The organism is Streptomyces abikoensis (assembly GCF_014648775.1).
In the GTDB taxonomy this organism is placed as follows: domain Bacteria; phylum Actinomycetota; class Actinomycetes; order Streptomycetales; family Streptomycetaceae; genus Streptomyces; species Streptomyces abikoensis.
Map to the genome: position 1 here is coordinate 670,719 of NZ_BMRT01000002.1, position 22,864 is coordinate 693,582.

The window sequence follows — 22,864 nt, forward strand, 5'->3', positions numbered from 1 at the left end:
CTCAGTTGTCGACGATCACAAAATACGGCTCACCGTTGATGATGCGGGCCGAACGGGTCGCTTGGCTCAGCTCGCGGCCCGCCGCCTCGTTGTCCGGCAAGGTGACATGGGAGCGCACGCACGCCGCCGTATCGGGGTCGCCCCGCATGACCCTCACATTCGCCACATCCCACACGCCGCCAACCTCCCTGGGCAGGATGTCCACACACAGGTTGTTGGGATTGCCGCCCTCGAAGGACCGGGCAAAGGGGAACTCGTCACAGGAGTCTCCCGGTACCAAAAGAGGGTCCGCCGGGAACGGGTACGGGAGGTTCTTGCACGTTCTACGGCGCTTGGTGTCCGTCCAGGAATCCTCGGAATTGGGATCGCGGTGCAGGGGGTTCACCTTGGTACCGGTGACAGCGGACTTGAGTGTCTTCTGCGCCCACTCGTAGCTGACGGCGGCGGCCCTGTATTGCGACTTGTGGAACGTCACGTTGGCCATGTGCGTATCGTCGGCGCAGCCGGGCCCGTTACCGACCTTGTTGTCACAGCGAAGCCAGGGGCCCTGCCAGTCCAGCGAGGCCCTGCCGGGCGTTCCGGGCGTGAGGATCGTCCCTGTCATGTGGTAGAGGGGCTGGGACTGTGCCACGCCGTCCTTGGCGACCGTGGTCCTGTAAGTGATCGACGTGAGGAGCTCCCTGCCCACCGCCGGAAGGACCGCTTGCCCGCCGCCAAAAGCCGCGCCGCCCGTGCACGGGCCGGTGCAGTCGGACCTCAGGCCAATCGTCATCTTTGGCATTTTGGGTGTTTCCCGAGTGATGGCCGCAATGACCTTCTCCTCCCACTCGGTTTTGCCGACCCTGGCCGAGGTGATGACGACGCCCTCGGCGTGCTCGAGCACCTTCTTGTCAGCATCACGAAGCTCGTAGCCGATCGGGTGCTGTACGCAGTACATACTGCGGGAGGTGTTGATCTCCTTATCGTTTTCCTTGCACAGATCGAGCGGATCGGCCGGGTCGACGTCGGGGTCACGGGCCGCGACGCGGGCCGCAGCCGGTCCGTGGGCGCCGGTCAGGCGGTGCATGGCGGCCAGGTCGCGGGCGGTGGCCGGGCCGCCCGTCCTGAAGCAGAACCAGGCGGCGCCCTGGCGCCGGAGGGCGGAGCCAGGGGTGGTGGCCGCGCAGGTGCCGTGGCCTTGGGGGGCCGCCCGGCCGGCCGACGGCGGTGCGGCGGCGGCAGGTGAGGCACCCAGGGTGAGAAGGGCTGCGGTGAGGGTGAGTGCGGCTATAGCAGCCAGCAGTCGTCTGGCGCGTTCCAAAGGTGGCCCCCCTTTTTTCCGGTGGCAGGTAAATCCACTCGGGCGTCACTTCCGCGGTCGGCAGGACGCGCGGGCAGGGCGGCCGTCGCTGGAGCTGCCAGGTCGGCCGTCGGGGTCGACGCATCTCCTTCCGGCTCACCGCAGACACCGTCTGGCTCGATTCGCTGAATTCTCTTCTGTCGCGCCGATACCTCTCTGCCCTCATCGTTCATAGGGCCGTTCACGCTGGCGCGCAAACATTCAAGGCGCCACAGCCGTCCAAGGTCCTCGATTTGAGAATGCGCAAGTTGGCCGAATATCGTGACGCCTTGATGGCAGTCGACCGCGCCGGCAGACGATGAAATCCGTTCTGACAGTCGCTGGCCATCGAGGCAGCCAGCGAAATCACGACTGAAACAGCCCATCTGTGCGGCGGCGACGGCGGATCGTAGCACCGCAGATGAAATCCTGATGAACCGCGGGCAGGTCAAGACTTCGCAACAGCCCATGAAGGGCATGAGTTCCGCCTCGGACCGGCTGATTCCATCATCGTCACTGCATCGCTGCCGACGCTAAATTCACCTCGGTCGACCACCGCTCCCCACCACATAACTGGCAGGGTTCCGGCCCGGGCCGACATGGCGCCCGGCCAGGGAAAGGGCATGATGAGCCACTTAAGAACTCCCGGCCGCAGGGCCAGAGGGCTGATCGCCCTCACCGTAACCGCTGCGTCGACGCTCGCTGCCATGACCGCCGTGGCCGGCCCCGCCGCCGCCCAGGGCTCCACCCCCGCCGCCGACGCCGGCGCCGTTCAGGCCGGGCAGTCCTGCACGGCGGCCGACCTGGGCAAGCGCCACCCGTTCATCAAGTCGACCGAAGTCGCCCCGACGATCACCCACTTCAAGGGCTGGTACGTCACCGAGGGCACGACCGGAAGCCACTCCGTCTCCACCAACACCCAAACGTCCATCTCCGTCTCGGTGGGCCTCAACGGCAACATCCAGGGCAGCTTCGGCAAGGAAGCCCTCGGCATGGTCGGAGCGAGCCTGGGCCTGAACGTCCAGGTCAACTACTCCTCCACGTCCAGCGTGTCCGACACGGTGAACTGGAACTTCAACCAGCCCGGCTACTACGGCGTGTACAAGGGCACCAAGAAGGTCACCGGCACCTATGGCAGTCTCAACTGCAACCGCGTCCTGCAGGGCGACGGCAGTTGGGCGCTGAAGTGGATCGAAGGGGCCGACACCGGCAGCTACACCACCTACACCGCACTCGAGGAAGGCGCGGTGCGCTGCGAGGACAAGGTCCCCGCCAACAGCATCATGGCCAAGGCCCAGCGCCTGTTGGACTGCGGCTCCGCCACCGCCACCGCGAAGCACCCGGCAGGTCCCGTCCCCTCGGCGAAGGCCGACAAGGCAAGGCACGAAGCCGAGAAGGCCGCCAAGACCGAGAAGAGCGTGAAGGTCACCGGGAGCCCGGCCCCCGCCACGCGGACCGCCCTGAACTGCCAACCCGGCGCCTACAGGATCGACGTCCCCGGCAAGGTCCTGAACTGGAGCGCACCGCTCCTGGCCAACGACGGCATCCGCCTGCGCGAATCCAATTGGACCAGCGCCCACCTGGACAACTGGCGCCTGTGCAACGTGACGGAGAGCAACGGCGTCATCGAGGCGTCCCTGTGGAACTGGGGCAACGGCGGATGCGCGACCATCCCGTCGAACATCGCCAACCTGGAGCAGGCCTACCTGACGACGGCCACCTGCGGGGAGGACGACCTGCAGCGGTTCTACATCTACCGCGACGTACCCGGCAGTTCGAAGATCGGTCTGCAGAACAAGTACACCGGCTCCATGCTGGGCCACGACCGGTACGCGGACGGGGAGTTGATCCGCCAGTTCTCCAGCGGCAGGCAGGACGGCACGGGTACGTACACCCTGACCGCGGTCTGACAGCCCCCACCCCGTGAGCGCGGCCCCGCACGTGAACCCCCGGCCTCCCGGTTCCGTGCGGGGCCTTCCGCGTCCCTACCCCGAGCCCAGCCTTGGGGGACCGGTAGCAGCGGGGACTGGAAACGGAGCGGAAGCCACCGCGCCAGTCCCCGACCCTGCTCACGGGTGGACGCTCAGGTGCGTGAAGGCGATCGTGTGCTTGATGCCACCGGCGAGCGCGCAGTCGGTCGGCAGGCCGGCGGGCAGCGTGTGGATGCTCTTCTCGGCGACCGACCCCTTGCCGCGTCCGGCGACGACCACGCCTTCGAGCACCGCGGTGTTGACGCCCACGAGCCGGACGGAGGGACCGGAGCGGTACGCGATGACGGTCGTGCCGCCGTCCGCGTAGTGCAGGGTCTCCTCCGACCGGTTCCCGGCGAGGAGCAGGCAACTGCCTCCGGTGGTGCCCTCGGTGTGGTACGTGGCCGTGACCAGGTGGCCCGGGCCGTCCGCGCAGTGGTACGTGCCGTCGACGCTGACGGCCGAGGGGCTGCTGGAGAGGCCGAGCCCAGGGGTGTAGGTGATGTCCTCCCGGCCCGAGCAGTCCACGGCATGACCATGACCACCACCATGGGCCTGGGCCGCCGGTGCTCCGACGCTCGCGGCGACCAGGGCGAGGGAGGACAGAGCGATCCCGGCGCCACGCTTGCCGACCATGGGCACTCCTTCGTTTCCTGCACGTGCGCCGGCCACGGCGCGGCTGACGGCCACTTGGCTACCCCCCGCGCCCCGGGTTCCATCCCCTTCCCCGGGCCTCCGAAAGCACCGCAGGCCCTCCACGCCGCATGACGCGCTCTCACGCCCGGCTTCACGCCCTGCCGGACGGGCCGGGCCCGCGTCACCGTGGGCTGTCCCGTACCGAGCAGACGCGGTCGCCGGCGCGACCGCCCTTGGGAGGCCTGATGAGCGACATGAGCCCGGCGGCTCCCCGGGTGGCCTCCGTGGCGGTGTCCGCGCCCCCGCACCGGCACCGTCAGGGGGACATCGCCGCCGTGTTCGCCGAGGCGTTCCTCTCCGCCGATGCGGTCGTGCGCCGCCGGCAGTTCACCGGCATCGCCGCGCACACGGGCATCGCGTACCGCAACCTGTCCCTGCCCCTGGCCGAGTACCGCCGGCCGCGCACGTTCACCGAGTACAAAGAGACGTGGACCGCCACCGCCCGCCGGGTCGGGCTCGACGCCCTCGAACAGGCCCTGGCCGCGGCGGGCGTGCGGCCCGGCGAGGTCGGGGCGGTCATCACCACGACCACCACCGGGGTCTCCGTCCCGTCCTTCGACGCCGAGCTCATCCAGCGGGCCCGCCTGCCCGGTCACGTGGCCCGCATGCCGCTGCTCGGCCTCGGCTGCGCGGGAGGTGCCGCCGGTCTGTCGCGGGTGCACGACTACCTGAGGGGCCGGCCCGACGACGTGGCCGTGCTGGTCTCCGTCGAGCTGTGCTCGCTGAACTTCCAGTACGCGGACACGTCCGTCGCCAACCTCGTGGCCACCAGCCTGTTCGGCGACGCGGCCGCCGCCGTCGTGGTCCTCGGCGCCCGCCGGGCCCGGGAGGCGGCAGGCCCGGCGCTGGTGGCGGCCCGCAGCCGACTGCATCCGGGGACCGAGCACCTCATGGGCATGCGCGTGGGCAACGGCGGCTTCGCCGCCTTCCTCTCCCCCGAGGTCCCCGGCTTCACCGAGAAGTACCTCCCCGGCGAGGTCCACGACTTCCTGGCGGGCCACGGGCTGAGCACGGATGACGTCGCCGCCTGGGTCTGCCACCCCGGCGGCCCGAAGATCATGGAGGCCCTGGACCGCGGCCTCGGTCTGCCGCCCGGGGCGCTCGCGCGTTCCCGGGACTCGCTGGCCGAGTACGGCAACGTATCCTCCGCCTCGGTGCTCGACGTCCTCCGCAGGACCCTCGCCGCACCGCCCGCCCCGGGTTCCGCCGGCCTCCTCCTCGCCCTCGGGCCGGGCCTCACGAGCGAACTGCTGCTCCTGGCCTGGTGACGGCTACTGGCCCCTGACCGTCTTCAAGGGCGCCTACACCCTCACCAACGCCCGACGGGGCTGACGCTGTCCAGCGCGACGGCTCCCTCGCAGGCAGCCAGAGGTGGCGACTCTCCCCGGTCAAGTGACCAGGGAGACTTGGCCCACTCACCGCTCGCAGAGGCCCCGCGCAATCGCTCCCAGGCCGTGAAGCTCACCGACGGATCGGTCGGGCGCTCCGTCGGACACGCCCTGGGCAGCCGCGATGCGAGGGGTGGCCGACAGGGCCAAGGAGGGGCCGCTCCGGCTCGCCCGCCACCTCGTCGGCCGTCGACGGGGCCTTTGCCGTCTACGACTTGTGCGGTTCGGGGCGGCGGACCGACGCCTCACCTCTCTCCTTGGTTGAGTCGACCAACCGTGTCCATCGACACAATCGCCCGACATTGTCGACTGACAATGTCGGGCGTACGTTGGTCCGCAATCGACTGCCGGTCTGAAACGAAAGGCGGGCTCATGACTCACGCGTCCGTTGGTACTGCCCAGGCGATCCCCGAGCGTCCGGCGCTGCCCCTGATCGGCCACGCCCTGGAACTGCTCAAGGGCGCCGACGGTCACGACCTCCTGATGAAGGAGGTCAGGGAGATGGGTCCGGTGTTCCGGCTCCGCCTCTTCGGGACGGAGAGCGTCATCGTCGGCGGCCTGGATCTGGTGGCGGAGCTGTCGGACGAGTCCCGGTTCCGCAAGAACCTGTCCCCGGACCTGATCGAGGTCCGCCGGTTCGCCGGGGACGGCCTGTTCACCGCCTTCAACGACGAGCCGAACTGGCGCAAGGCCCACGACATTCTGATGCCGGCGTTCTCGCTCGGCTCGATGCGCGGCTACCACGGCACCATGCTCGGGGTCGCCCGGTCCCTGATCGCCAAGTGGGACCGGGCCGCCGGGGCACGGCTGGTGGACGTCCCCGAGGACATGACCCGGCTGACCTTCGACACCATCGGGCTGTGCGGCTTCGGCCACGACTTCCGGTCGTTCGGCCGTGACGAGCCGCACCCCTTCGTCGAGGCGATGTCACGGGCGCTGGCCTTCTCCCAGGACAGGGTGGAGTCCATCCCGGGCACGGAGCTGTTCAAACGGAAGCAGGCCGAGCAGTTCCGCCGGGACGTCAAGCTGATGACGGATCTCGTCGACGAGGTCGTCCGGCGGCGCAGGGCGTCCGGCGACACGGGCACGGACGATCTGCTGGGCCGGATGCTGCACACCCGGGACACGCTGACCGGCGAGCTCCTGGACGATGTGAACATCCGCAACCAGGTGATCACCTTCCTCATCGCCGGGCACGAGACCACCAGCGGTGCCCTGTCCTTCACCCTGTACTACCTGACCAAGCACCCCGAAGTGCTCGCGCGGGCCCAGGCCGAGGTGGACGCCCTGTGGGGAGACACGGACACTCCCGAGCCCGGGTACGGGGACATCGGCAAGCTCACCTACATCCGTCAGGTGCTCAACGAAAGCCTGAGGCTGTGGCCGACCGCCCCCGGCTTCGCCGTGGAGCCCCTTGAGGACACCGTCATCGGCGGCAAGTACGCCGTGCGCAAGGGGGAGGCGCTCACCGTCTACACCCCGGCCCTGCACCGCGACCCCGCCTGGGGCGAGAACGTCGAGCTGTTCGATCCCGAGCGCTTCGCGCCCGAGCGGGAGGAGAAGCGCTCGGTCCACCTGTTCAAGCCGTTCGGCAACGGCGAACGCGCCTGTATAGGCCGGCAGTTCGCCCTCCACGAGGCCACCCTGCTGCTCGGCCTGCTGACGCACCGCTACCGGCTGATCGACCACGCCGACTACCAGCTGAAGATCAAACAGACCCTCACCATCAAGCCCGACGGGTTCACCCTCAAGCTGGCCCGGCGCACCAGCGGCGAGCGCCGGCTGCCCACGGCCGCCACGAGCGGCGCCCCCGCCGACCGGGAGAGTCCTGCGGTCCGACGCGCCACCGGCACCGCGCTGACCGTTCTGCACGGCTCCAACCTGGGCACCTGCGTGAGCATCGCCCGCGACCTGGCCGCGGACGGCGCCGAGCACGGGTTCGCCCCGGCCGTGGCGCCCCTCGACGACTACGCGGGCGAACTGGGCGCCGTCGAGGGTCCGGTGGTGATCGTGGCCGCCTCCTACAACGGCAGGCCCACCGACGACGCCGCCGAGTTCGTCGCGTCGCTGGAGGAACTCGATCCCGGCTCGCTCGACGGTGTCCAGTACGCCGTTCTCGGCGTCGGCGACCGCAACTGGGCGGCCACCTACCAGCGCGTCCCCACCCTCATCGACGAGCGCCTGGCGGCGGCCGGAGCCGCGCCACTGCTGGCACGCGGCGTCGCCGACGCCTCCGGTGACTTCGCGGGCACGGTGGACCGGTGGACGGGCGACCTGTGGACCGCCCTGCTGGAGCGCTACGGCGACCCGGCGCCCCGCGCCGTGTCGGCCGCCAAACCGGGAGAGGGCCAGGACCGGGATCAGGGCCAAGATCAGGGCCAAGATCAGGGCCAGGGCCGGGATCAGGGCCTCTACGAGATCCAGGACACCCCCGAGTCGGTCATCGGCGGGCTCGCGGCACGGCACGGCGTGCAGCCGATGGAGGTGCTCGACGCGTACGAGCTCGTCGACACGGACCACGAGCTCGGCCGCTCCAAGCGCTTCCTGAGACTGCGGCTGCCCGACGGCGTCACCTATCGCACCGGGGACCACCTGGCCGTGCTCCCGCGCAACCCGGACGCCCTCGTACGGCGGGTCGCCGACCGGTTCGGCCTCGACCTGGACCGTACCGTCCGGCTGCACGCGCGCCGCCGCGGCGTCAACACCCTGCCGATCGACCGCCCGCTGACCCTGCGCCGGTTGCTGACCGACTTCGTGGAACTACAGGACCCCGCCACCCGGGAACAGGTCGCCGTGCTCGCCGAGCACACCGGCTGCCCGCCCGAGAAGCGCCCCCTGGCCGAACTCGCCGCCGCGGACCCCGAGACCTTCCGCGAGCGGGTGACGGCCGCCGGGCGCAGCGTCCTGGACCTGCTGGAGCACCACCGCGCCTGCGAACTGCCCTTCGCGCGCTTCCTGGAGATGCTGCCGGTCCTGCGCCCGCGCCACTACTCGATCTCCTCGTCCGCCGACGCCTCTCCCGGCGAGGTGGACCTGATGGTGTCGCTGCTCACCGCGCCCCACCGAAGCGGCGAGGGCGTCTTCCACGGCATCGCCTCGCACCACCTCCGGACCGTGACGGCCGGTGACACCCTCCAGGCCCGGGTACTGCCGTGCAGCGAGGCCTTCCGGCTGCCCGAGGACCCCTCCGTGCCGGTCGTCCTGGTCAGCGCGGGCACCGGGCTGGCGCCTTTCCGCGGCGCGATCCTCGACCGGCTCTACACCCGGTCGGCCGGAACGCTGCTGTGCTACTTCGGCTGTGACCACCCCGACGTCGACTACCTCCACCGGGAGGAGTTCGAAGCCGCCGAGGCGGCCGGGGCCGTGAGCATGCGCCCCACCTTCATGCACGCGCCCGAGGACGGCGTCCGCTTCGTCCAGGACCGCATCGCGCGCGAGGGCGCGGAGGTCTGGGCGGTGCTGGAAGCCGGCGGCCGGGTCCGTGTCTGCGGCGACGGCCGCCGCATGGCGCCCGCGGTGCGGGAGGCGCTCATGGCGATCCACCGCGAGAACACCGGCGCGTCCGGCGAGGAGGCCGCCGCCTGGCTGGTCTCCCTCGCCGAGTCCGGTCACTACGCCGAGGACGTCTGGGCGGGCTGACCGTAGCCCCTGGCTGACGGGTCCACTGCCCGTGGACCCGTCGGCGCCGACGACGGATACCGGGAACGTCCCGTCCGCGCCCCCAGGGAACCGACGTCAGCCCGTCGTCGGCATGTCCGCCGGCTCCAGCCGCCCCCCGGCCAGGGCGATGGTCGCGGAGACCAGTGCCCGCAGGCCGATGCCTTCCGAGAACTCGTCCGGCGCGTAGAGGTACTGCATCGTCAGTCCGTCGACGCCTGCGAGGAAGAAGCGGGCGATCGTCTCCGCGGGCTGGGCGAGTTCGTACCCGGTCCGCGCCGCCACCTCGGTCACCAGCCTCGCCGTCACCTCGCTCACCCCCCGGTAGTAACCCTGGTATGCCTCGTTCAGGCCGGGGGTGCGCAGGGCGAGCATGCTCAGCTCGGTGAGCAGACGGTAACGAGCCGTCTCCTCCTGCACGGCGCGCCACAAGGCGGCCGCCATCGCGACGATCGTCTCCTCGAAACCGGCGCCCTCGGGCGCCGCTCGCTCGACCCGCGAGGTCAGGTCGTCGGTGAGCCGCTCCATGACCGCCCGGTACAGGTCCGCCTTCGTGCCGAAGGTGTAATGGACCGTGGCCTGCGCGACGCCGAGCTCCGCGGCGATGGCGCGCGTGCTGCCGGCGGCGACGCCCTCCCTGGCCATGAGGTCGATGGCCGCTTTGATCAGCTGAGGACGGCGCTCGGCCGCGGAGACATGAGCCATGCCCGCATTGTATCGACGACCTGGTCGATTGATTGAGTCGAACGACCCAGTCTTTCGATACGCGGCCCAGGGCCACTCCCTCCGTATCACCCGCGCCGCTCGAACTCCACCGCAGCGCGCTGCGGCAGGCCGCCGTCCTCGCCGCCGGAGCCGCCGGCCCCGCCGAGCGCAAGGCCCCGCGGGTCTACGCCGCCCGCATCACAACCGCGGCGACCGCGCCCTGATCGTCAGGCGCTTACCGCCAACCAGTCGGCCGAGACGGACCTTCGGGCCGGAATCAGAAGGCGGGCGCCCTCGGCACACAAGGAGCCGCCGGCGCTGCGGGGTCCAGGGCCCGCTTGACCAGTCCGATCGCACGCGGGCTGTACGACATGCTCAGGTGGGCGGAGAAGTCGACGAAGCAGCCCTCCTGCAAGGTGATGTTCCGCACCGTTGCTCCGGGGCCCGCCGTCATGAACGTGCTCCGCCAGGGGGTGGTGATCTCGTCGTACTTCGTGCCGATCACGGTGTAGTCGACGCCGGGGACGGTGTCCCCGTCGGCGTTGAGCTCCTTGATGAAGTCGGACTTCTCGTACTGCTGGATGCCCGCCTTCCCGAGGGGCTTCTCCCCGGACTCCAGGATGTGGAGCTTGTCGGCGAGGGTCTCGATGCCGCTGATGGTGGTGCCGTGGTTGGTCGCGCCGAGTTGGACGACCTTCTTGACCTTGTTCTTCGAGGGATCGCTCGTGTTCGCGCCACCGTCGGCCTTGAGATACCAGCGGGACAGGGTCCCGCCCTGGGAGTGGCCGACGAGGTCCACCTGCCCGGAGCCGCTGGCGGCGAGCACCTTGTCCACGAAGGCGGCCAGCTCCTTGGAGGACTTCTTGATGTCTCCGTAGCCCTTGACGGTGGGAGCGAGAGCCACTCCGGCGTCGTCGGTGTCGCCGAAGTCGAGGGCGTAGACGCAGTAGCCCTGGGCCTTCAACTCGGGGGACATCCGGGCCCAGTTGTTGTAGCGGTTCTCGTAGGTTCCGTGGACCAGGACGACCGGACGCGGGTGGGCGGCGCTGGGACGGCAGTTCCAGTCGTTGGCGCCCGGCGGATCGATGTCGAGGCGGAGGATGGAATAGCCCAAGGCGGGAAGGAAATTGTCCTGCGCCGGGCCGGTCTCCGCTGCCGCGGACGTGGAGGTGGCCAAGACAGTCGCCGCGGCGGCGGCACAGACGGCGGCGGCGTATCTGGGTATGTGCAAGACGGCCCCTGAGGAGTGCGGAACTCGGACCACGCGCGATATTTCCCAGGAGTGCCGACCGAGGAGGATCCCGGACCCTCGGCCGCGCGCCCCCGGGGGCGGCCTTCCCGGCCCTCGGTGTGCACGCCGAGGCGGGAGGTTCTAAAGGGAGGGAAGCACAGGCGCGTACTCACACCCCGCGAACAGCCGGATCATCACACCAGTCACACCCGGCCATCACATCTCTACAAGATCGCGTCACGAGCTCGGTCATGAGGCCGGGGACCAGTTCCTGATCCGGGCCCTCGTAGTCGGTGGCGAGCTCGTCACCGGGGGCCGCCTCGACGGCCTCGCGCTCGCCGTCCATCAGATCCGCGACATCCTTGGCATCGACCCGGTAGCCCCCTCGATCGTGTGATCACATGTGAGGCACGTGAGGCACGCGGGTCGAACTTCAATCCATGCATCAGATCTGACCAGTATTCGGTCTCGACGCCACCGGCCAGCGCTGCCAGCATCGCCGGCGGCCCATCAACCGCGCACCAGGGGGGAAACATCCATGGCCGGCCGAACCCGCACCAAAAGGGAGATCGCCACCGCTTCCGCAGCCGCTGCACTGCTCACACTCTCGATCAGCGCGGGAACCGCCGGCGCCAGCACGCCCGAGCCGTTCGCCGACCAGGCCCGCGCCGCGCATCTCACCCCCGCGCAGGACGACGCGCTGCGCGCCGAAGTCGCCAAGTACCTCCAGCGTAGCGGCGGCAAGCAGATCTCCCTCAACGAGATCAAGGTCGACGACAAGCGCACCATCCGCGTCGCCATCCCCGGCGAGGCGCACCCGCGCACCTTCACCGACCACGGCAGCACCGCCCCCGCCTACAGCAGCATCTGCAACCCATACGCCAGTACCCAGAACGGCTACTTCTGCGCCTTCAGCGGCTACGGCTGGACCGGCAGCGAAGACCCGATGTACTCCTGCCACTCCTACGCCATGAACTACACCGGCACCGGATCCTGGGTGAACCGCCAGTACGGAACCCACCGTGCGAAGTTCTACGGCAAGTACGGCAAATACATCGAGCAGACCCTCCCGCCGATCTCCGCCCTCAACTCGCAGAACTGGTACCACGTGTGGACGGTCGTCCCCTGCTGAGCAGGCCGCCGAAGAACGATGCTCCGCAGCTGGGGGCATAGTGGAGTCCGGGGGCTTCCCGCATCGGGGCGGCTCCGAGCTCCGGCGGGGGCACTGTTGCCGGGCGCGCGCGTACAGAGTGGGTACGAGTGCGCCGAAGAGGTGCTGCGCTGAAGGTGGTCGGGGTGCGCGAGCGCTGAGGCGCGATCGCGTCAGACGGGACGGTTCCGGCCGTGCCAGTACGGGTCGCGCAGCAGCCGCTTGTAGAGCTTGCCGTTGGGGTCGCGCGGCATGGATTCGGTGAACTCCACGCTTCTGGGGCGCTTGTAGCCGGCGAGCCGGGCGGCGCAGTGGGCGAGGAGTTCGGCGGCGAGGGCGGCGTCCGGGGAACGGCCGGGCTCCGGTTCGACGACGGCCTTGACCTCCTCGCCCCAGTCGTCGTGCGGGACGCCGAAGACGGCGGCGTCGGCGACGGCCGGGTGGGCCAGGAGCACGGACTCGACCTCGGCGGGGTAGATGTTGACGCCGCCCGAGATGATCAGGTCGATCTTGCGGTCGTGGAGGAAGAGATAGCCGTCCTCGTCGAGATGGCCGAGGTCGCCGACGGTGAAGAAGTCGCCGACGCGGCCGCGCCGGGTCTTGTCGGCGTCCTTGTGGTAGGCGAAGGAGCCGGTGGTCATCCGCAGATAGACCGTGCCGACCTGCCCGGTGGGCGCGGGCTCGCCGTCGTCGTCGAGAACGGCGATCTCGCTGATGGGCCAGGCACGGCCGACCGTGCCGGGCTTGCGCAGCCACTCCTCGGACGTGGCGTACGCGCCACCGCCTTCGCTGGCCGCGTAGTACTCCTCCACGCACCCGCCCCACCACTCGATCATCGCCCGTTTCACATGCTCCGGGCAGGGCGCGGCGCCGTGGATGGCGTGCCGCAGCGAGGAGACGTCGTAGGCGGCCCGTACGTCGGCGGGCAGGGCGAGCAGCCGGCCGAACTGGGTGGGGACCATGTGCGTATGGGTGCAGCGGTGGGCGTCGATCAGTCGCAGCATCTCCTCGGGGGTCCATTTGTCCATGACCACCAGCCGGTGCCCGAGGTGCAGGGACGCGGCGGCGAATTGCAGGACGGCGGTGTGGTAGAGCGGTGAGCACACCAGATGGACGTTGCCGTCGTGGGGCTTGATGCCGAAGATGCCGAGGAACCCGCCGAGGTGGGCCTCCTCGGGCGGGATGCCGGGCAGGGGGCGGCGGATGCCGCGCGGGCGGCCGGTGGTGCCGGAGGTGTAGTTCATGACCCAGCCGAGGGTCCGGTCGCCGGGCGGGGTGGTGGGCCGGCCGTCGAGGAGGGCGGCGTAGGGCCGGAAGCCGGTGATGTCCCCGACCGCGTACCGCCCGGAGGGCGGCAGTCGGGCCTCGTCGGCGGCGGCCCGCACGGTGTCCGCCCAGCGCTCGTGGGCGATGAGCGCCTTGGCGCCGGAGTCCGCGAGGATCCAGGCGATCTCCGGGGCGACGAGGTGGTGGTTGACGGGGACGAGATACAGGCCGGCCTGGGTGGCGGCGAGGTGGGCGGTGAGGAATTCGGCGCCGTTGGGGAGGACGACGGCGAAGGCGTCGCCCTCGCGCAGCCCTTCCGCCCGGAGGGCGTGGACGAGGCGGTTGGCCTCGGCGTGGAGGTGGCCTGCCGTCCAGGGTTCGCCCTGCGGGGTGACCAACACTTCGCGGTGCGGGTCGGCGGTGGCCTGGGCCCAGAAGCCGTTGCTCTGCTCTGTCATGAGGTCGTGTCCTTATGGGGAGCGTCGCCGGGTGCGGGCCGGTGGGTGGCGTTGTGCCCACCCTCCCCCAAGCTCTCGGCTTCGCTCGAGCAGGGGGGACCCCCATCGCCTTGCGGAACGATTGCCCACAACTTCCTCACTGCTCGTTCGAAGCCCCTCGTCAGGTCGTCCACTACCGCCTGGACGCTGCGGACCGTGTCCATCGCCCCTACGATCTGGCCCACCGGCGTGCCCAGCAGCGGTACCACCTCGTGCTTCTGGATGCGGGAGAGGGCCTCGGCCACGAGGAGGCCCTGGAGGGGCATGGGCAGGGTGCCGGGGCCGTCGGGGTCGTCCCAGGCGTCGGTCCAGGGCGTGCGGAGCTGGCGGGCGGGCTTGCCGGTGAGGGCGCGGGAGCGGACGGTGTCGCCGGAACCCGCGGCCAGGAGCTTGGCGGTCAGGGCGCGGGAGGTCAGGCCGGCCTCCTCGGTGGTGAGCCAGATCGAGCCCAGCCAGACGCCCTGCGCGCCGAGGGCGAGCCCGGCGGCGATCTGCTCGCCACTGCCGATGCCGCCCGCCGCCAGGACGGGCAGCGGATCGACGGCCCGGACGACCTCGGGGGTGAGCACCATCGTGGCGACCTCCCCGGTGTGGCCGCCCGCCTCGTAGCCCTGGGCGACGACGATGTCGACGCCCGCCGCCGCGTGCCGGACGGCGTGCCGGGCGCTGCCGGCGAGCGCGGCGACGAGGACGCCCCGGCTGTGGGCGCGTTCGATGACGTCGGCGGGCGGTGGGCCGAGGGCGTTGGCGAGGAGCGCGAGGGGGTAGTCGAAGGCCACGTCGAGCTGGGTGCGGGCGACGTCCTCCAGCCAGCCCGTGATGCGCCAGCCGGAACGTTCGCCCTCGGCGAGTTCGGGCACGCCGTGCTCGGCGAGCGTCCTGCGGACGAACTCCCGGTGCCCGTCGGGGATCATGGCCTCGACATCGGCCTCGGTCAGGCCGGGGACGGTGCGGGCGGGCATGACGACGTCCAGGCCGTAGGGTCTGCCGTCGGTGTGCGCCTGCATCCAGTCGAGGTCGCGCTCGAGTTCACCGGGCGCGGTGTAGCGCACCGCGCCGAGGACGCCGAGTCCTCCGGCGCGGCTGATCGCGGCGGCGACCGGGGGGAAGGGCGTGAAGCCGAAGAGGGCGTGCTCGATGCCCAGCCGGCGGCTCAGCTCGGTCCGCATGGGCGGCAGGATGCCGCAGGGAGGTGGCGGAGGGAAGCCATCGGAGCAGATTTTCTGACACCTCGTCAGTTCAGCGCGGCTGCTGGTTCCCCCGGGTGGCGCTGGTCCGGCGGACCGCCGCGACCTGGCGGTAGAGCTCGACGGCCTCGGCCGAGCGGCCGAGCTGCTCCAGGCAGTGGGCCTCGTCGTGCCGGCTGGCCAGGGCGTCGGGGTGGTCCGCGCCCAGCACGCGCTGCCGGGCCTGGGCCACGTCGCGGTAGACGGCGAGGGCGTCCGTCCAGCGGCCGAGCCAGCCGAGGCCGACCGCCACCTCGCGGCGGCTGACGAGGGTGTCGGGGTGGTCGGGGCCCAGTACCCGGGCGCGGATCGCGCAGACGTCGCGCGCCTCGGCGAGGGCCTCCTCCCAGCGGCCCAGACGGCCGAGGTTGACGCCCAGTCCGTGCCGGGCGCGCAGGGTGTCGGGGTGGGCCGGGCCCTGGGCGCGGGTGCGGTCCTCGACCAGTTCGCGGTAGAGCTCCAGGGCCTCCTCGCTGCGGCCCAGCCGGCCCAGGCAGATCCCGGCCTCGTAGCGGGCGGCGAGGGTGTCGGGCTCGTCGGGGCCGAGCACCCGGGCGCGGGAGGCGGCGACCTCCTGGTACGTGCGCAGCGCCTCGGTCCAGCGGCCGAGCTGGCCGAGCGCGTAGCCGACCTCGTAGCGGGTGACGAGGGTGTCGGGGTGCTCGCGGCCCACGACCCGGGAGCGGGCGGCCGCGACGTCGCTCGCCATCCGGTAGGACTCCTCCAGGCGGCCCAGTCTGCTGAGGTTGAAGGCCAGGTTGTGGCGGCAGCGCAGGGTGTCGGGGTGGTCGCCGCCCATGACGCGCTCGCGGGCGGCGAGCACGGACGTGTAGACCTGGTGGGCCTCGAAGTGGCGGCCGAGCTGGCCGAGCACGTACGCGGTCTCCTGACGGGCCGCCAGGGTGTCGGGGTGGTCGGGGCCCGCGGCGCGCTCGCGGCCCGCCGCCGTCCGGGCGAACTCCCGCAGGGCGTCCTGGGGGCGGCCCAGCCGGCTCAGGGCGAAGCCGAGCTCGTAGCGGGCGGCGAGGGTGTCGGGGTGGTCGGGGCCCAGCAGCCGGTCGCGTTCGGTGGCGACGGCCCGCTGCACCTCGGCGGCCTCGGCCCAGCGGTCGAGCCGGGCCAGGCGCAGCCCCTCGCTGTAGCGCGCGGCGAGTTCGGCCGCGCGCTCGTCCGGGGACGGGCGTTCGGAGCCGGACGGCTGCGGCGGGATCCGGCGGGTGCCGGTGCCGGCGGGTCCGTCCTCCCGGGCGCCGGTCCACGCGCCGGTGAGCGCGGCGGAGGGGTCCGGCGGCGGCTGGAGCCGGCCGGTGCCGGCGGCCTTGGAGCCGGTGGTCATGTTCCGGGCCCAGCCGGGCAGCCGGGGCGGTTCCGGGAGCCGCGCGGCGGCCCGTACGGGCCGCGGCCGGCCCTCGGACAGGGTGCCGCCGGGGGGCGTGGCCATCATCCGGTACGGGGTGAGCTCGGCGAGGCCCTGGACGAAGGCGGCGGCGTCCGCCGGCCGGTCGTCGGGGTTCTTGGCGAGCAGGTCGAGGACGACCGTCTCGAAGGGGCAGGGCAGTTCGGGCCGGAGCTCGCGCGGCGGGCGGGGCGGGGTGTCGCGGTGGCCGACGAGCACGGCCCAGGCGTCGTCCATGTCGAAGGGCGGGGCGCCGGTGGCGATCTCGTAGAGCACGCAGCCCAGCGAGTACAGGTCGCTGCGGTGGTCGACGTTGCCGGAGCCGATCTGCTCGGGCGACATGTAGTGCGGGGTGCCCATGGCGATGCCGGTGCCGGTGAGCCGGGCGGAGAAGCCGATGTCGTGGGCGAGGCGCGCGATTCCGAAGTCGCATATCTTCACCGTGCCGTCGGCGAGGCGGACGATGTTGGCGGGCTTGAGGTCGCGGTGGACGATGCCCTGCCGGTGGGTGTAGTCGAGGGCGGCGCCCACCTGGGCGGCGATCTCGATGACCTCGGGCACGGGCAGCGGGTGGTGCCTGTTGTCCTCCAGGAGCTGACTGAGGTTGCGGCCGTCGAGGAGCTCCATCACCAGATAGAGGACGCCGCCCTCCGACTCGCCGAAGTCATGGACGACGGTGATCCCCCGGTGCTGGAGGGAGGCGGCCACGCGCGCCTCCCTGCGGAACCGCTCGCGGAGCACCCGGAGGTAGGACGGCTCGTGCTGACGGCCCATGGGCTTGAGGCACTTGACGGCCACGTGGCGGCCGAGGGACTCGTCACGGGCGCGCCACACCTCGCCCATGCCGCCCCGCCCGATCAGGTCGAGCAGCTGGTACCGGCCCTGGATCAGCCTGGTGTCCGCCATGCTGCCGCCGCCCCCGTCGATTCGCTGTGCCTCCCCCGGCCCCTCAAGTATGGCGGCCGGGCCAGGCGGCTTGTAGGCCGACGACGAGGCCGGGGTGAGCGCGCGAAGGATACGGCAGCCGAGGAAGCCGATCGCTCCGGGGGGCAAGGGCGGCGACGCATTGTCACTCGATACGACCAGGACGCCGCTTGTCTGTTTTCGTCATTTCGAGTGACGGAAGGACCAGTGCGCCAATGGAGTGCTTTGCTCGATTCGGCTACGCAATGATCGTTCGCACGAAAACGTCGGGAGGATCCATGACCGGTCCGCGTCGCCGGGACGTACTGGGGCTCGCGGCCAAGGGGGCGCTGGCCGGCATCGCCGGTGCCGGCCTCGGCCGGTCCGGCGGCGGCGCGGCCCTCGCCGCGGCGGCGTCCCGCACCCACTTCCGCGCCGTGGTGATCGGCTCGGGTTTCGGGGGTTCGGTCGCGGCGCTGCGCCTGGGGCGGGCGGGAGTCGACACGCTGCTCGTGGAGCGCGGCCGGGAGTGGCCCGTCCTCCCCGCCCGGCCCTTGTTCGGCTCGCCCACCCGGATCACGGACACGATGTTCTGGTTCCGCCGCACCACCCGGTGGCCCGGCATGCTCCCCGTCCCCGTCACCCCCGCCCCGGGCGTCATGGAGCTGTCCGAGGAGCACGACCTCGACATCGCCTGCGCGGCGGCCGTCGGCGGCGGCTCCGTCGTCTACACCGGGGCGACGGTCGCCCCGCCGCGACGCTTCTTCGAGAGGCTGTACCCGTCCGGTCTCCCCTACGACGAGTTCGCCGGCAAGTGGTACCCCACCGTGCGGGCCATGCTGCGCGCCGCCCCGATGCCCAAGGACGTCTACGACTCGGCGCCCTTCACCCACTCCCGGCTGTGGGACCGGCAGCTGGCCAACGCGCGGATGACGACCCGCCCCGCCGACTCGACGTTCGACTGGCACGTGGTCCGGCAGGAGCTCGCCCACGCGCTCCCGCCGTCCGCGACCATCGGGGAGTCGGACTTCGGTTGCGGAACGGGGGCCAAACGCGACCTCACCCGCACCTACCTCCCCGCCGCCCTGGCCACCGGGCACGTCCAGCTGCGCGCCCTGCACGAGGTGCGTTCCGTCGGCCGGAGACGTGACGGCGGCTACTCCGTCGTCGTACGGCGCCTGGGCGAGGACGGCGCCACCCTCGGCACCACCGAGTTCACCTGCGAGATGCTCTTCCTCGCGGCCGGAGCCCTGAACACCAACCGGCTCCTCGTGGCCGCCCGGGAGGAAGGCCGCCTGCCGGACCTGCCGGACACCGTCGGCACCGGCTTCGGGGACAACGGCGACCAGGTGAACCTGCGCTCCCAGCCCCTGGAGCCCATCGGCCCCGCCCAGGGCTCCCCCTGCGCCTCCACCGCCTTCCTCCCCACGGGATTCGGCCTCCCGATCCGCGTGGAGAACTGGGTGCTGCCCGGCTTCGCCTCCCTCCCGGCGACCGCCACCTTCGCCATGACGGTGGACACCGACCACCGGGGCAGCTTCCGGTACGACCCGTCGAGCCGGCGCGTGGTGCTGGCGGACTGGACGAGGGAGAAGTCGGCGGCCGCGGCCCGGGCCGTACTCGCCTTCAGCGCCCGGGTCGTCGAGGCGAACCCCGGCACCCTCCCGGTGACGGTGAACAACCTCCACCCGTTCACCGGCCATCCCGTCGGCGGGTGCGTCATCGGCCGTTCCACGGACCTGGAGGGCCGGGTCAAGGGCTGCGCGGGCCTGTACGTGGTGGACGGTTCGCTGCTGCCGGGAAACGTCGGGGGCGCCAACCCCTCCCTCACGATCGCGGCGATCGCCGAACGGGCCCTTGCGGGCATCGTCGCCGCGGGCGGATGACGAGGCCGCGAGCGGCACGGCCGACCCCCGGTCTCATGCGCGGCTGGCGTCAGCGGTGGAGCACGAAGTCCGCCACGCGCCAGGGCTGATGGCCCTCCTCGGTCAGCGTCGTCACTCCCGCGTACACCCCCGGCCGCACCTCACGCATCCAGTCCGTGACAAGTCCGCCCATGTCGCGTGGGTGGACGATCCGGATGGCCTCGCGGCCGTCGTCCGGGTAGGCGGCGTAGCCGACCTCGCCCCGGATCACGCGCAGTTCCGGGCCCACGACCTGGAACAGATGGCCTCCGCGCTCGTCGGTGTGGAAGACCTTGCCGTGCCACACCGCACCCGCCAGCAGGCCGAACACCGGATCGACGGCCGGCTGTCCGCACGCGGTGCACCGCAGCAGCCGCCCGCGCATGGGCCCATGGGGCATCCGGCCGGCGGGAGCCTGCCGGAAGAGCCGGTCGAACGCGACGCGGTCGCACCTGCCGAGTTCCTCGGCGGCCCGCTCGCCGTCACCGCGCACCACGCACTGCCGCGCGGCGGCGGCCTGGGCGGGGGCGGCGGGCAGCGAGAGCGCGACGACGGCTCCCAGGGCGAGGGCGACGACGGAACGGCGGCGACGAGCCGAACGGACAACACGTGTGATGTTCATACCGGGAACAACGGCGTCCACCGCACGCCGACACGGGCGGGCCGGCGCCGAGGCCGGGGCCGGGGACAGGGGGGACGACCTCAGCGCCGCACCCTGGGCATCCCCAGTCCGATCCAGGAGATGATCTCCCGCTGGATCTCGTTGTTGCCCCCGCCGAAGGTGAAGATGACCGCACTGCGGTAGCCGCGTTCCAGTTCGCCGTGGAGGACGGCGCCGGCGGAGCCGTCCTTGAGGGGGCCCGCCGCGCCGAGGATCTGCATCAGCCAGGCGTAGGCGTCGCGGCGGGCCTCGGAGCCGTAGACCTTGACGGCCGAGGCGTCCTGGGGGGTGAGGGCGGAGCGCTGGAGGGCGTCGACCATGCGCCAGTTGAGGAGTTTCATGGCGTCGAGCCGGATGTGGGTGCGGGCGAGGAGGCCGCGGACCCAGCCGAGGTCGGTCACCCGGCGGCCGTCGGGGAGCTTGGTGGCGGCGGCCCAGTCGCGGACGTCGCGCAGGGCGCGGATCGCGGCGGAGCCGTGGGCGGCGAGGGTGACGCGCTCGTGGTTGAGCTGGTTGGTGATCAGCCGCCAGCCGTCGTTCTCGGCACCCACCCTGCGGGTGAAGGGGACGCGGATGTTCTCGTAGTAGCTGGCGGTGGTGTCGTGGGAGGCGAGGGTGTTGATCAGGGTGCAGGAATAGCCGGGGTCGCTGGTGGGGACCAGGAGGATGCTGATGCCCTTGTGGAGCGGGACGCCCTCCTCGGCGGGCGCGGTGCGGACGGCGAGCCAGACCCAGTCGGCGGTGTCGCCGTTGGTGGTCCAGATCTTCTGCCCGTTGACGACGTAGCCGTCGCCGTCGCGCACGGCCCGGGTGGTCAGGGAGGCGAGGTCGGTGCCGGCGCCGGGCTCGCTGTAGCCGATGGCGAAGTCCAGTTCGCCGGAGAGGATGCCGGGCAGGAAGGTGGCCTTCTGCTCCTCGGTCCCGTAGCGCATCAGGGTCGGGCCCACGGTGTTGAGCGCCATCAGCGGCAGCGGCACCCCGGCCTGGGCGGCCTCGTCGAAGAAGATGAACTGTTCCATGGGGGTCATCCCGCCGCCCCCGTACTCCTCGGGCCAGCCCACCCCGAGGCGCCCGTCGGCGCCGAGGCGGCGGATGGTCCGCCGGTAGAACCTCTTGCGTTCGGCGGGATCGGCGTGCAGCCGCTGTCGCCGCGCGTCGGAGTCGTCGGGCACCACGTCGGCGAAGTACTCACGCAGTTCGGCCCGTAACCGCCGCTGCTGCGGGGTGTACTGGAGATCCACGGCCCCTCCCGGTGTGCGCCGACAGCCCCTGCGGATGCCGGCGCACACGGTAGAACGCGTGACGACAAGAGGGAAGTCACACGGGGCGGTACGTGCCCGGGGCGACGTACACGGCGAACCTGGGCGCGCTCCCGCCCCGGTAGGAGAGGAAGTTCTGGGTCGCGGACTCGGTCAGCGGGCGGTCCGCGAGGGCGTCGAGCGCCGCGACGTAGGGCGCCGGGTCCACGCCCTCCTCGCGCATGAAGGCCACCGCGCGGTCGCGGGCCGTCGCGTCGTCGGGATGGCCGGGGACCATGGGGACGTAGAGCGTCGCGCCCGGCAGGTCCTTGCCGCCGCTGAAGGAGAAGCAGGTCACCGGGGGCTTCCGCCAGCCGGACGCCTCGCGGTGGCCGGTGACGCGCTCCAGGGCGCGGGCGAAGGAGCCGGGCACGTGGTCGTACGCGACGGCCGACTTGGCGTCGATGTCCGCGGCGGAGACGCCCGAGTGCGCCATGTACAGCTTGACGCGGGCCTCGTCGGCGTCGGAGAGGTCCAGGGCCAGGGCGGCCGGCTCGTGGGCCACGTCGGCGGCCTTGCCCAGGTGCTCCACCAGGGCCCGCCAGGGGCGTTCCAGGCCCAGGCGGACCAGCGCCTCCTCGGTGCGGGCGAGGGAGTGTTCGCGGCCGGCGACCGCCGGGTTGAGGTAGACCTTGTACAGCGGATCGCCGCCCCGGCGCCAGGCGACACCGTGGGAGAGGGCGAAGAAGCCCTGGGGGTCCTCGTCCGTGAAGAGGTCCTCGATCAGCAGATAGCGGTCGAGGGAGACGCCCGGCCGCCGGGCCAGCCGGCGGGTGAAGGCCCTGCCGTCCGCCATCCGGCCGCGCGGCGTGCCGGGGTGGCTCGGGGACTCCAGCGACAGCCGCAGCTCGGCGCCGCCGTCGGCCCAGGCGAACGAGATCTCGAAGGGCATCCCGTCGATGGACACCCAGCAGGCGCGCTGCGGCGGTGTGCCGACGGGGAGTTCGCCCCAGGCGCCGCACAGCTCCCGGACGAGGGAGAGCATCGGTTCGCGGTCCGGGCCGCCCACGCCGAGGCTCGCGGCGGCCCGGTCCACCTTGTCGCAGGCGATGTCCGCGTAGCTGTCGGTGGGGGCGTAGCGACGTGAGTCGAACCGTACGGCGCGCCCGACCATCTCGGCCACGACCCCGGTGCCGGGGTCGGCGAAGGCGGGATCCGGACGGCCGGTCACGGGGCTGGCGGCTTCCATCGTCACTCCCTGAACAGATCGCGGACAAAAACGATCGGGATCGTCTCACCAGGTCAGAGGTTGCGTCCGCCTTTCGCTCGACAACGCTCCCAAGTGTTCATCTCAGGGCGTGTGTTCACGCCAATTCGCCGCTTCGCCGGTACCGACGGGTGGCTGGCCGGGAAGCCCCGGCCGGTCCCTCCGCCGGGGCTTCCGGGCCCGGTATCGCCGCTGATCAGCGGGGCCCACCAGGGCCTTACCCGGGGTCGCACCGGTTCCCGGGAGCCGGTGCGCCGAGAAAGGCCGGAAGGGTTCACCCCAGGGGTTTGCGATCCGACAGACCGAGACATGATCGCAAGGCGTCGCCCGGCGGCCGTTCCCGGCCCTCCCGGCGATCACATGTGGCTGTCCGACCGCGGCCGAACGGACC

15 protein-coding genes and 1 pseudogene are annotated in these 22,864 nt (G+C 71.6%); 5 read left to right on the forward strand and 11 right to left on the reverse strand.

Features of this window, described 5'->3' with window-relative positions; genetic code table 11:
* Nucleotide 1: 1 nt before the first annotated feature.
* Nucleotides 2–1,300, reverse strand: a complete 1,299-nt coding sequence (locus IE096_RS09460; protein ID WP_189450555.1) for a NucA/NucB deoxyribonuclease domain-containing protein — start codon at nucleotides 1,298–1,300, stop codon at nucleotides 2–4.
* Between the two features lie 725 nt (nucleotides 1,301–2,025).
* On the opposite strand from IE096_RS09460, the gene IE096_RS09465 reads away from it, so the two are divergent.
* Nucleotides 2,026–3,228 (forward strand): hypothetical protein, encoded by a 1,203-nt coding sequence (locus tag IE096_RS09465; RefSeq protein WP_189450557.1) that lies wholly within the window; start codon nucleotides 2,026–2,028, stop codon nucleotides 3,226–3,228.
* A gap of 159 nt (nucleotides 3,229–3,387) precedes the next feature.
* On the opposite strand, the gene IE096_RS09470 is transcribed toward IE096_RS09465, so the two are convergent.
* A complete protein-coding gene (locus tag IE096_RS09470) occupies nucleotides 3,388–3,924 on the reverse strand; it encodes a hypothetical protein (RefSeq protein WP_189450559.1) in 537 nt (178 codons plus the stop codon).
* Nucleotides 3,925–4,169: 245 nt separating this feature from the next.
* Between IE096_RS09470 and IE096_RS09475 the strand changes: the two genes are divergently transcribed.
* Nucleotides 4,170–5,252: a type III polyketide synthase gene (locus tag IE096_RS09475; protein ID WP_189450561.1), complete on the forward strand. Its 1,083-nt coding sequence runs from the start codon at nucleotides 4,170–4,172 to the stop codon at nucleotides 5,250–5,252.
* A gap of 492 nt (nucleotides 5,253–5,744) precedes the next feature.
* Nucleotides 5,745–9,011 (forward strand): bifunctional cytochrome P450/NADPH--P450 reductase, encoded by a 3,267-nt coding sequence (locus IE096_RS09480; RefSeq protein ID WP_189450563.1) that lies wholly within the window; start codon nucleotides 5,745–5,747, stop codon nucleotides 9,009–9,011.
* A gap of 96 nt (nucleotides 9,012–9,107) precedes the next feature.
* On the opposite strand, the gene IE096_RS09485 is transcribed toward IE096_RS09480, so the two are convergent.
* From IE096_RS09485 to IE096_RS09495, 3 genes are all read right to left on the reverse strand, one after another.
* The gene (locus tag IE096_RS09485) at nucleotides 9,108–9,734 is read right to left on the reverse strand and encodes a TetR/AcrR family transcriptional regulator (RefSeq protein ID WP_189450565.1); all 627 of its coding nucleotides are present in this window, start codon (nucleotides 9,732–9,734) and stop codon (nucleotides 9,108–9,110) included.
* 277 nt (nucleotides 9,735–10,011) lie between these two features.
* Nucleotides 10,012–10,848: an esterase/lipase family protein gene (locus tag IE096_RS09490; protein ID WP_229820074.1), complete on the reverse strand. Its 837-nt coding sequence runs from the start codon at nucleotides 10,846–10,848 to the stop codon at nucleotides 10,012–10,014.
* A 286-nt stretch (nucleotides 10,849–11,134) separates the two neighbouring features.
* Nucleotides 11,135–11,311, reverse strand: a complete 177-nt coding sequence (locus IE096_RS09495) for a hypothetical protein (RefSeq protein ID WP_189450569.1) — start codon at nucleotides 11,309–11,311, stop codon at nucleotides 11,135–11,137.
* Between the two features lie 192 nt (nucleotides 11,312–11,503).
* Here IE096_RS09495 and IE096_RS09500 point away from each other — a divergent pair, with 192 nt between their 5' ends.
* Entirely contained in the window at nucleotides 11,504–12,097 is a 594-nt protein-coding gene (locus IE096_RS09500) for a hypothetical protein (RefSeq protein WP_189450570.1), read from the forward strand.
* 191 nt (nucleotides 12,098–12,288) lie between these two features.
* On the opposite strand, the gene IE096_RS09505 is transcribed toward IE096_RS09500, so the two are convergent.
* The 3 genes and pseudogenes from IE096_RS09505 to IE096_RS09515 all read right to left on the reverse strand — a co-directional run bounded on the left by IE096_RS09505 (nucleotide 12,289) and on the right by IE096_RS09515 (nucleotide 17,406).
* Nucleotides 12,289–13,839 (reverse strand): acyl-CoA synthetase, encoded by a 1,551-nt coding sequence (locus IE096_RS09505; RefSeq protein ID WP_189450572.1) that lies wholly within the window; start codon nucleotides 13,837–13,839, stop codon nucleotides 12,289–12,291.
* A gap of 128 nt (nucleotides 13,840–13,967) precedes the next feature.
* Nucleotides 13,968–15,047: pseudogene (locus IE096_RS09510) on the reverse strand (NAD(P)H-dependent flavin oxidoreductase); the annotation flags it as partial.
* 70 nt (nucleotides 15,048–15,117) lie between these two features.
* Nucleotides 15,118–17,406 (reverse strand): serine/threonine-protein kinase, encoded by a 2,289-nt coding sequence (locus tag IE096_RS09515; RefSeq protein ID WP_189450576.1) that lies wholly within the window; start codon nucleotides 17,404–17,406, stop codon nucleotides 15,118–15,120.
* A 296-nt stretch (nucleotides 17,407–17,702) separates the two neighbouring features.
* Here IE096_RS09515 and IE096_RS09520 point away from each other — a divergent pair, with 296 nt between their 5' ends.
* Entirely contained in the window at nucleotides 17,703–19,289 is a 1,587-nt protein-coding gene (locus tag IE096_RS09520; RefSeq protein ID WP_189450578.1) for a GMC oxidoreductase, read from the forward strand.
* Nucleotides 19,290–19,338: 49 nt separating this feature from the next.
* On the opposite strand, the gene IE096_RS09525 is transcribed toward IE096_RS09520, so the two are convergent.
* The 3 genes from IE096_RS09525 to IE096_RS09535 all read right to left on the reverse strand — a co-directional run bounded on the left by IE096_RS09525 (nucleotide 19,339) and on the right by IE096_RS09535 (nucleotide 22,455).
* Nucleotides 19,339–19,929: a hypothetical protein gene (locus IE096_RS09525; protein ID WP_189450580.1), complete on the reverse strand. Its 591-nt coding sequence runs from the start codon at nucleotides 19,927–19,929 to the stop codon at nucleotides 19,339–19,341.
* A gap of 80 nt (nucleotides 19,930–20,009) precedes the next feature.
* The gene (locus IE096_RS09530; RefSeq protein WP_189450582.1) at nucleotides 20,010–21,209 is read right to left on the reverse strand and encodes an acyl-CoA dehydrogenase family protein; all 1,200 of its coding nucleotides are present in this window, start codon (nucleotides 21,207–21,209) and stop codon (nucleotides 20,010–20,012) included.
* Nucleotides 21,210–21,285: 76 nt separating this feature from the next.
* Complete coding sequence (locus IE096_RS09535; protein ID WP_189450584.1) at nucleotides 21,286–22,455, reverse strand: tryptophan dimethylallyltransferase family protein; 1,170 nt, start codon at nucleotides 22,453–22,455, stop codon at nucleotides 21,286–21,288.
* Nucleotides 22,456–22,864: the final 409 nt, after the last annotated feature.

What these genes read in the sequence shown, in the direction of transcription:
- IE096_RS09465 (WP_189450557.1), top strand. Translation starts at nt 2,026, where the DNA reads ATGACCGCCGTGGCCGGCCCCGCCGCCGCCCAGGGCTCCACCCCCGCC.
- IE096_RS09470 (WP_189450559.1), bottom strand. Translation starts at nt 3,924, where the DNA reads ATGGTCGGCAAGCGTGGCGCCGGGATCGCTCTGTCCTCCCTCGCCCTG.
- IE096_RS09475 (WP_189450561.1), top strand. Translation starts at nt 4,170, where the DNA reads ATGAGCGACATGAGCCCGGCGGCTCCCCGGGTGGCCTCCGTGGCGGTG.
- IE096_RS09480 (WP_189450563.1), top strand. Translation starts at nt 5,745, where the DNA reads ATGACTCACGCGTCCGTTGGTACTGCCCAGGCGATCCCCGAGCGTCCG.
- IE096_RS09485 (WP_189450565.1), bottom strand. Translation starts at nt 9,734, where the DNA reads ATGGCTCATGTCTCCGCGGCCGAGCGCCGTCCTCAGCTGATCAAAGCG.
- IE096_RS09495 (WP_189450569.1), bottom strand. Translation starts at nt 11,311, where the DNA reads ATGGACGGCGAGCGCGAGGCCGTCGAGGCGGCCCCCGGTGACGAGCTC.
- IE096_RS09500 (WP_189450570.1), top strand. Translation starts at nt 11,504, where the DNA reads ATGGCCGGCCGAACCCGCACCAAAAGGGAGATCGCCACCGCTTCCGCA.
- IE096_RS09505 (WP_189450572.1), bottom strand. Translation starts at nt 13,839, where the DNA reads ATGACAGAGCAGAGCAACGGCTTCTGGGCCCAGGCCACCGCCGACCCG.
- IE096_RS09515 (WP_189450576.1), bottom strand. Translation starts at nt 17,406, where the DNA reads ATGGCGGACACCAGGCTGATCCAGGGCCGGTACCAGCTGCTCGACCTG.
- IE096_RS09520 (WP_189450578.1), top strand. Translation starts at nt 17,703, where the DNA reads ATGACCGGTCCGCGTCGCCGGGACGTACTGGGGCTCGCGGCCAAGGGG.
- IE096_RS09525 (WP_189450580.1), bottom strand. Translation starts at nt 19,929, where the DNA reads ATGAACATCACACGTGTTGTCCGTTCGGCTCGTCGCCGCCGTTCCGTC.
- IE096_RS09535 (WP_189450584.1), bottom strand. Translation starts at nt 22,455, where the DNA reads ATGGAAGCCGCCAGCCCCGTGACCGGCCGTCCGGATCCCGCCTTCGCC.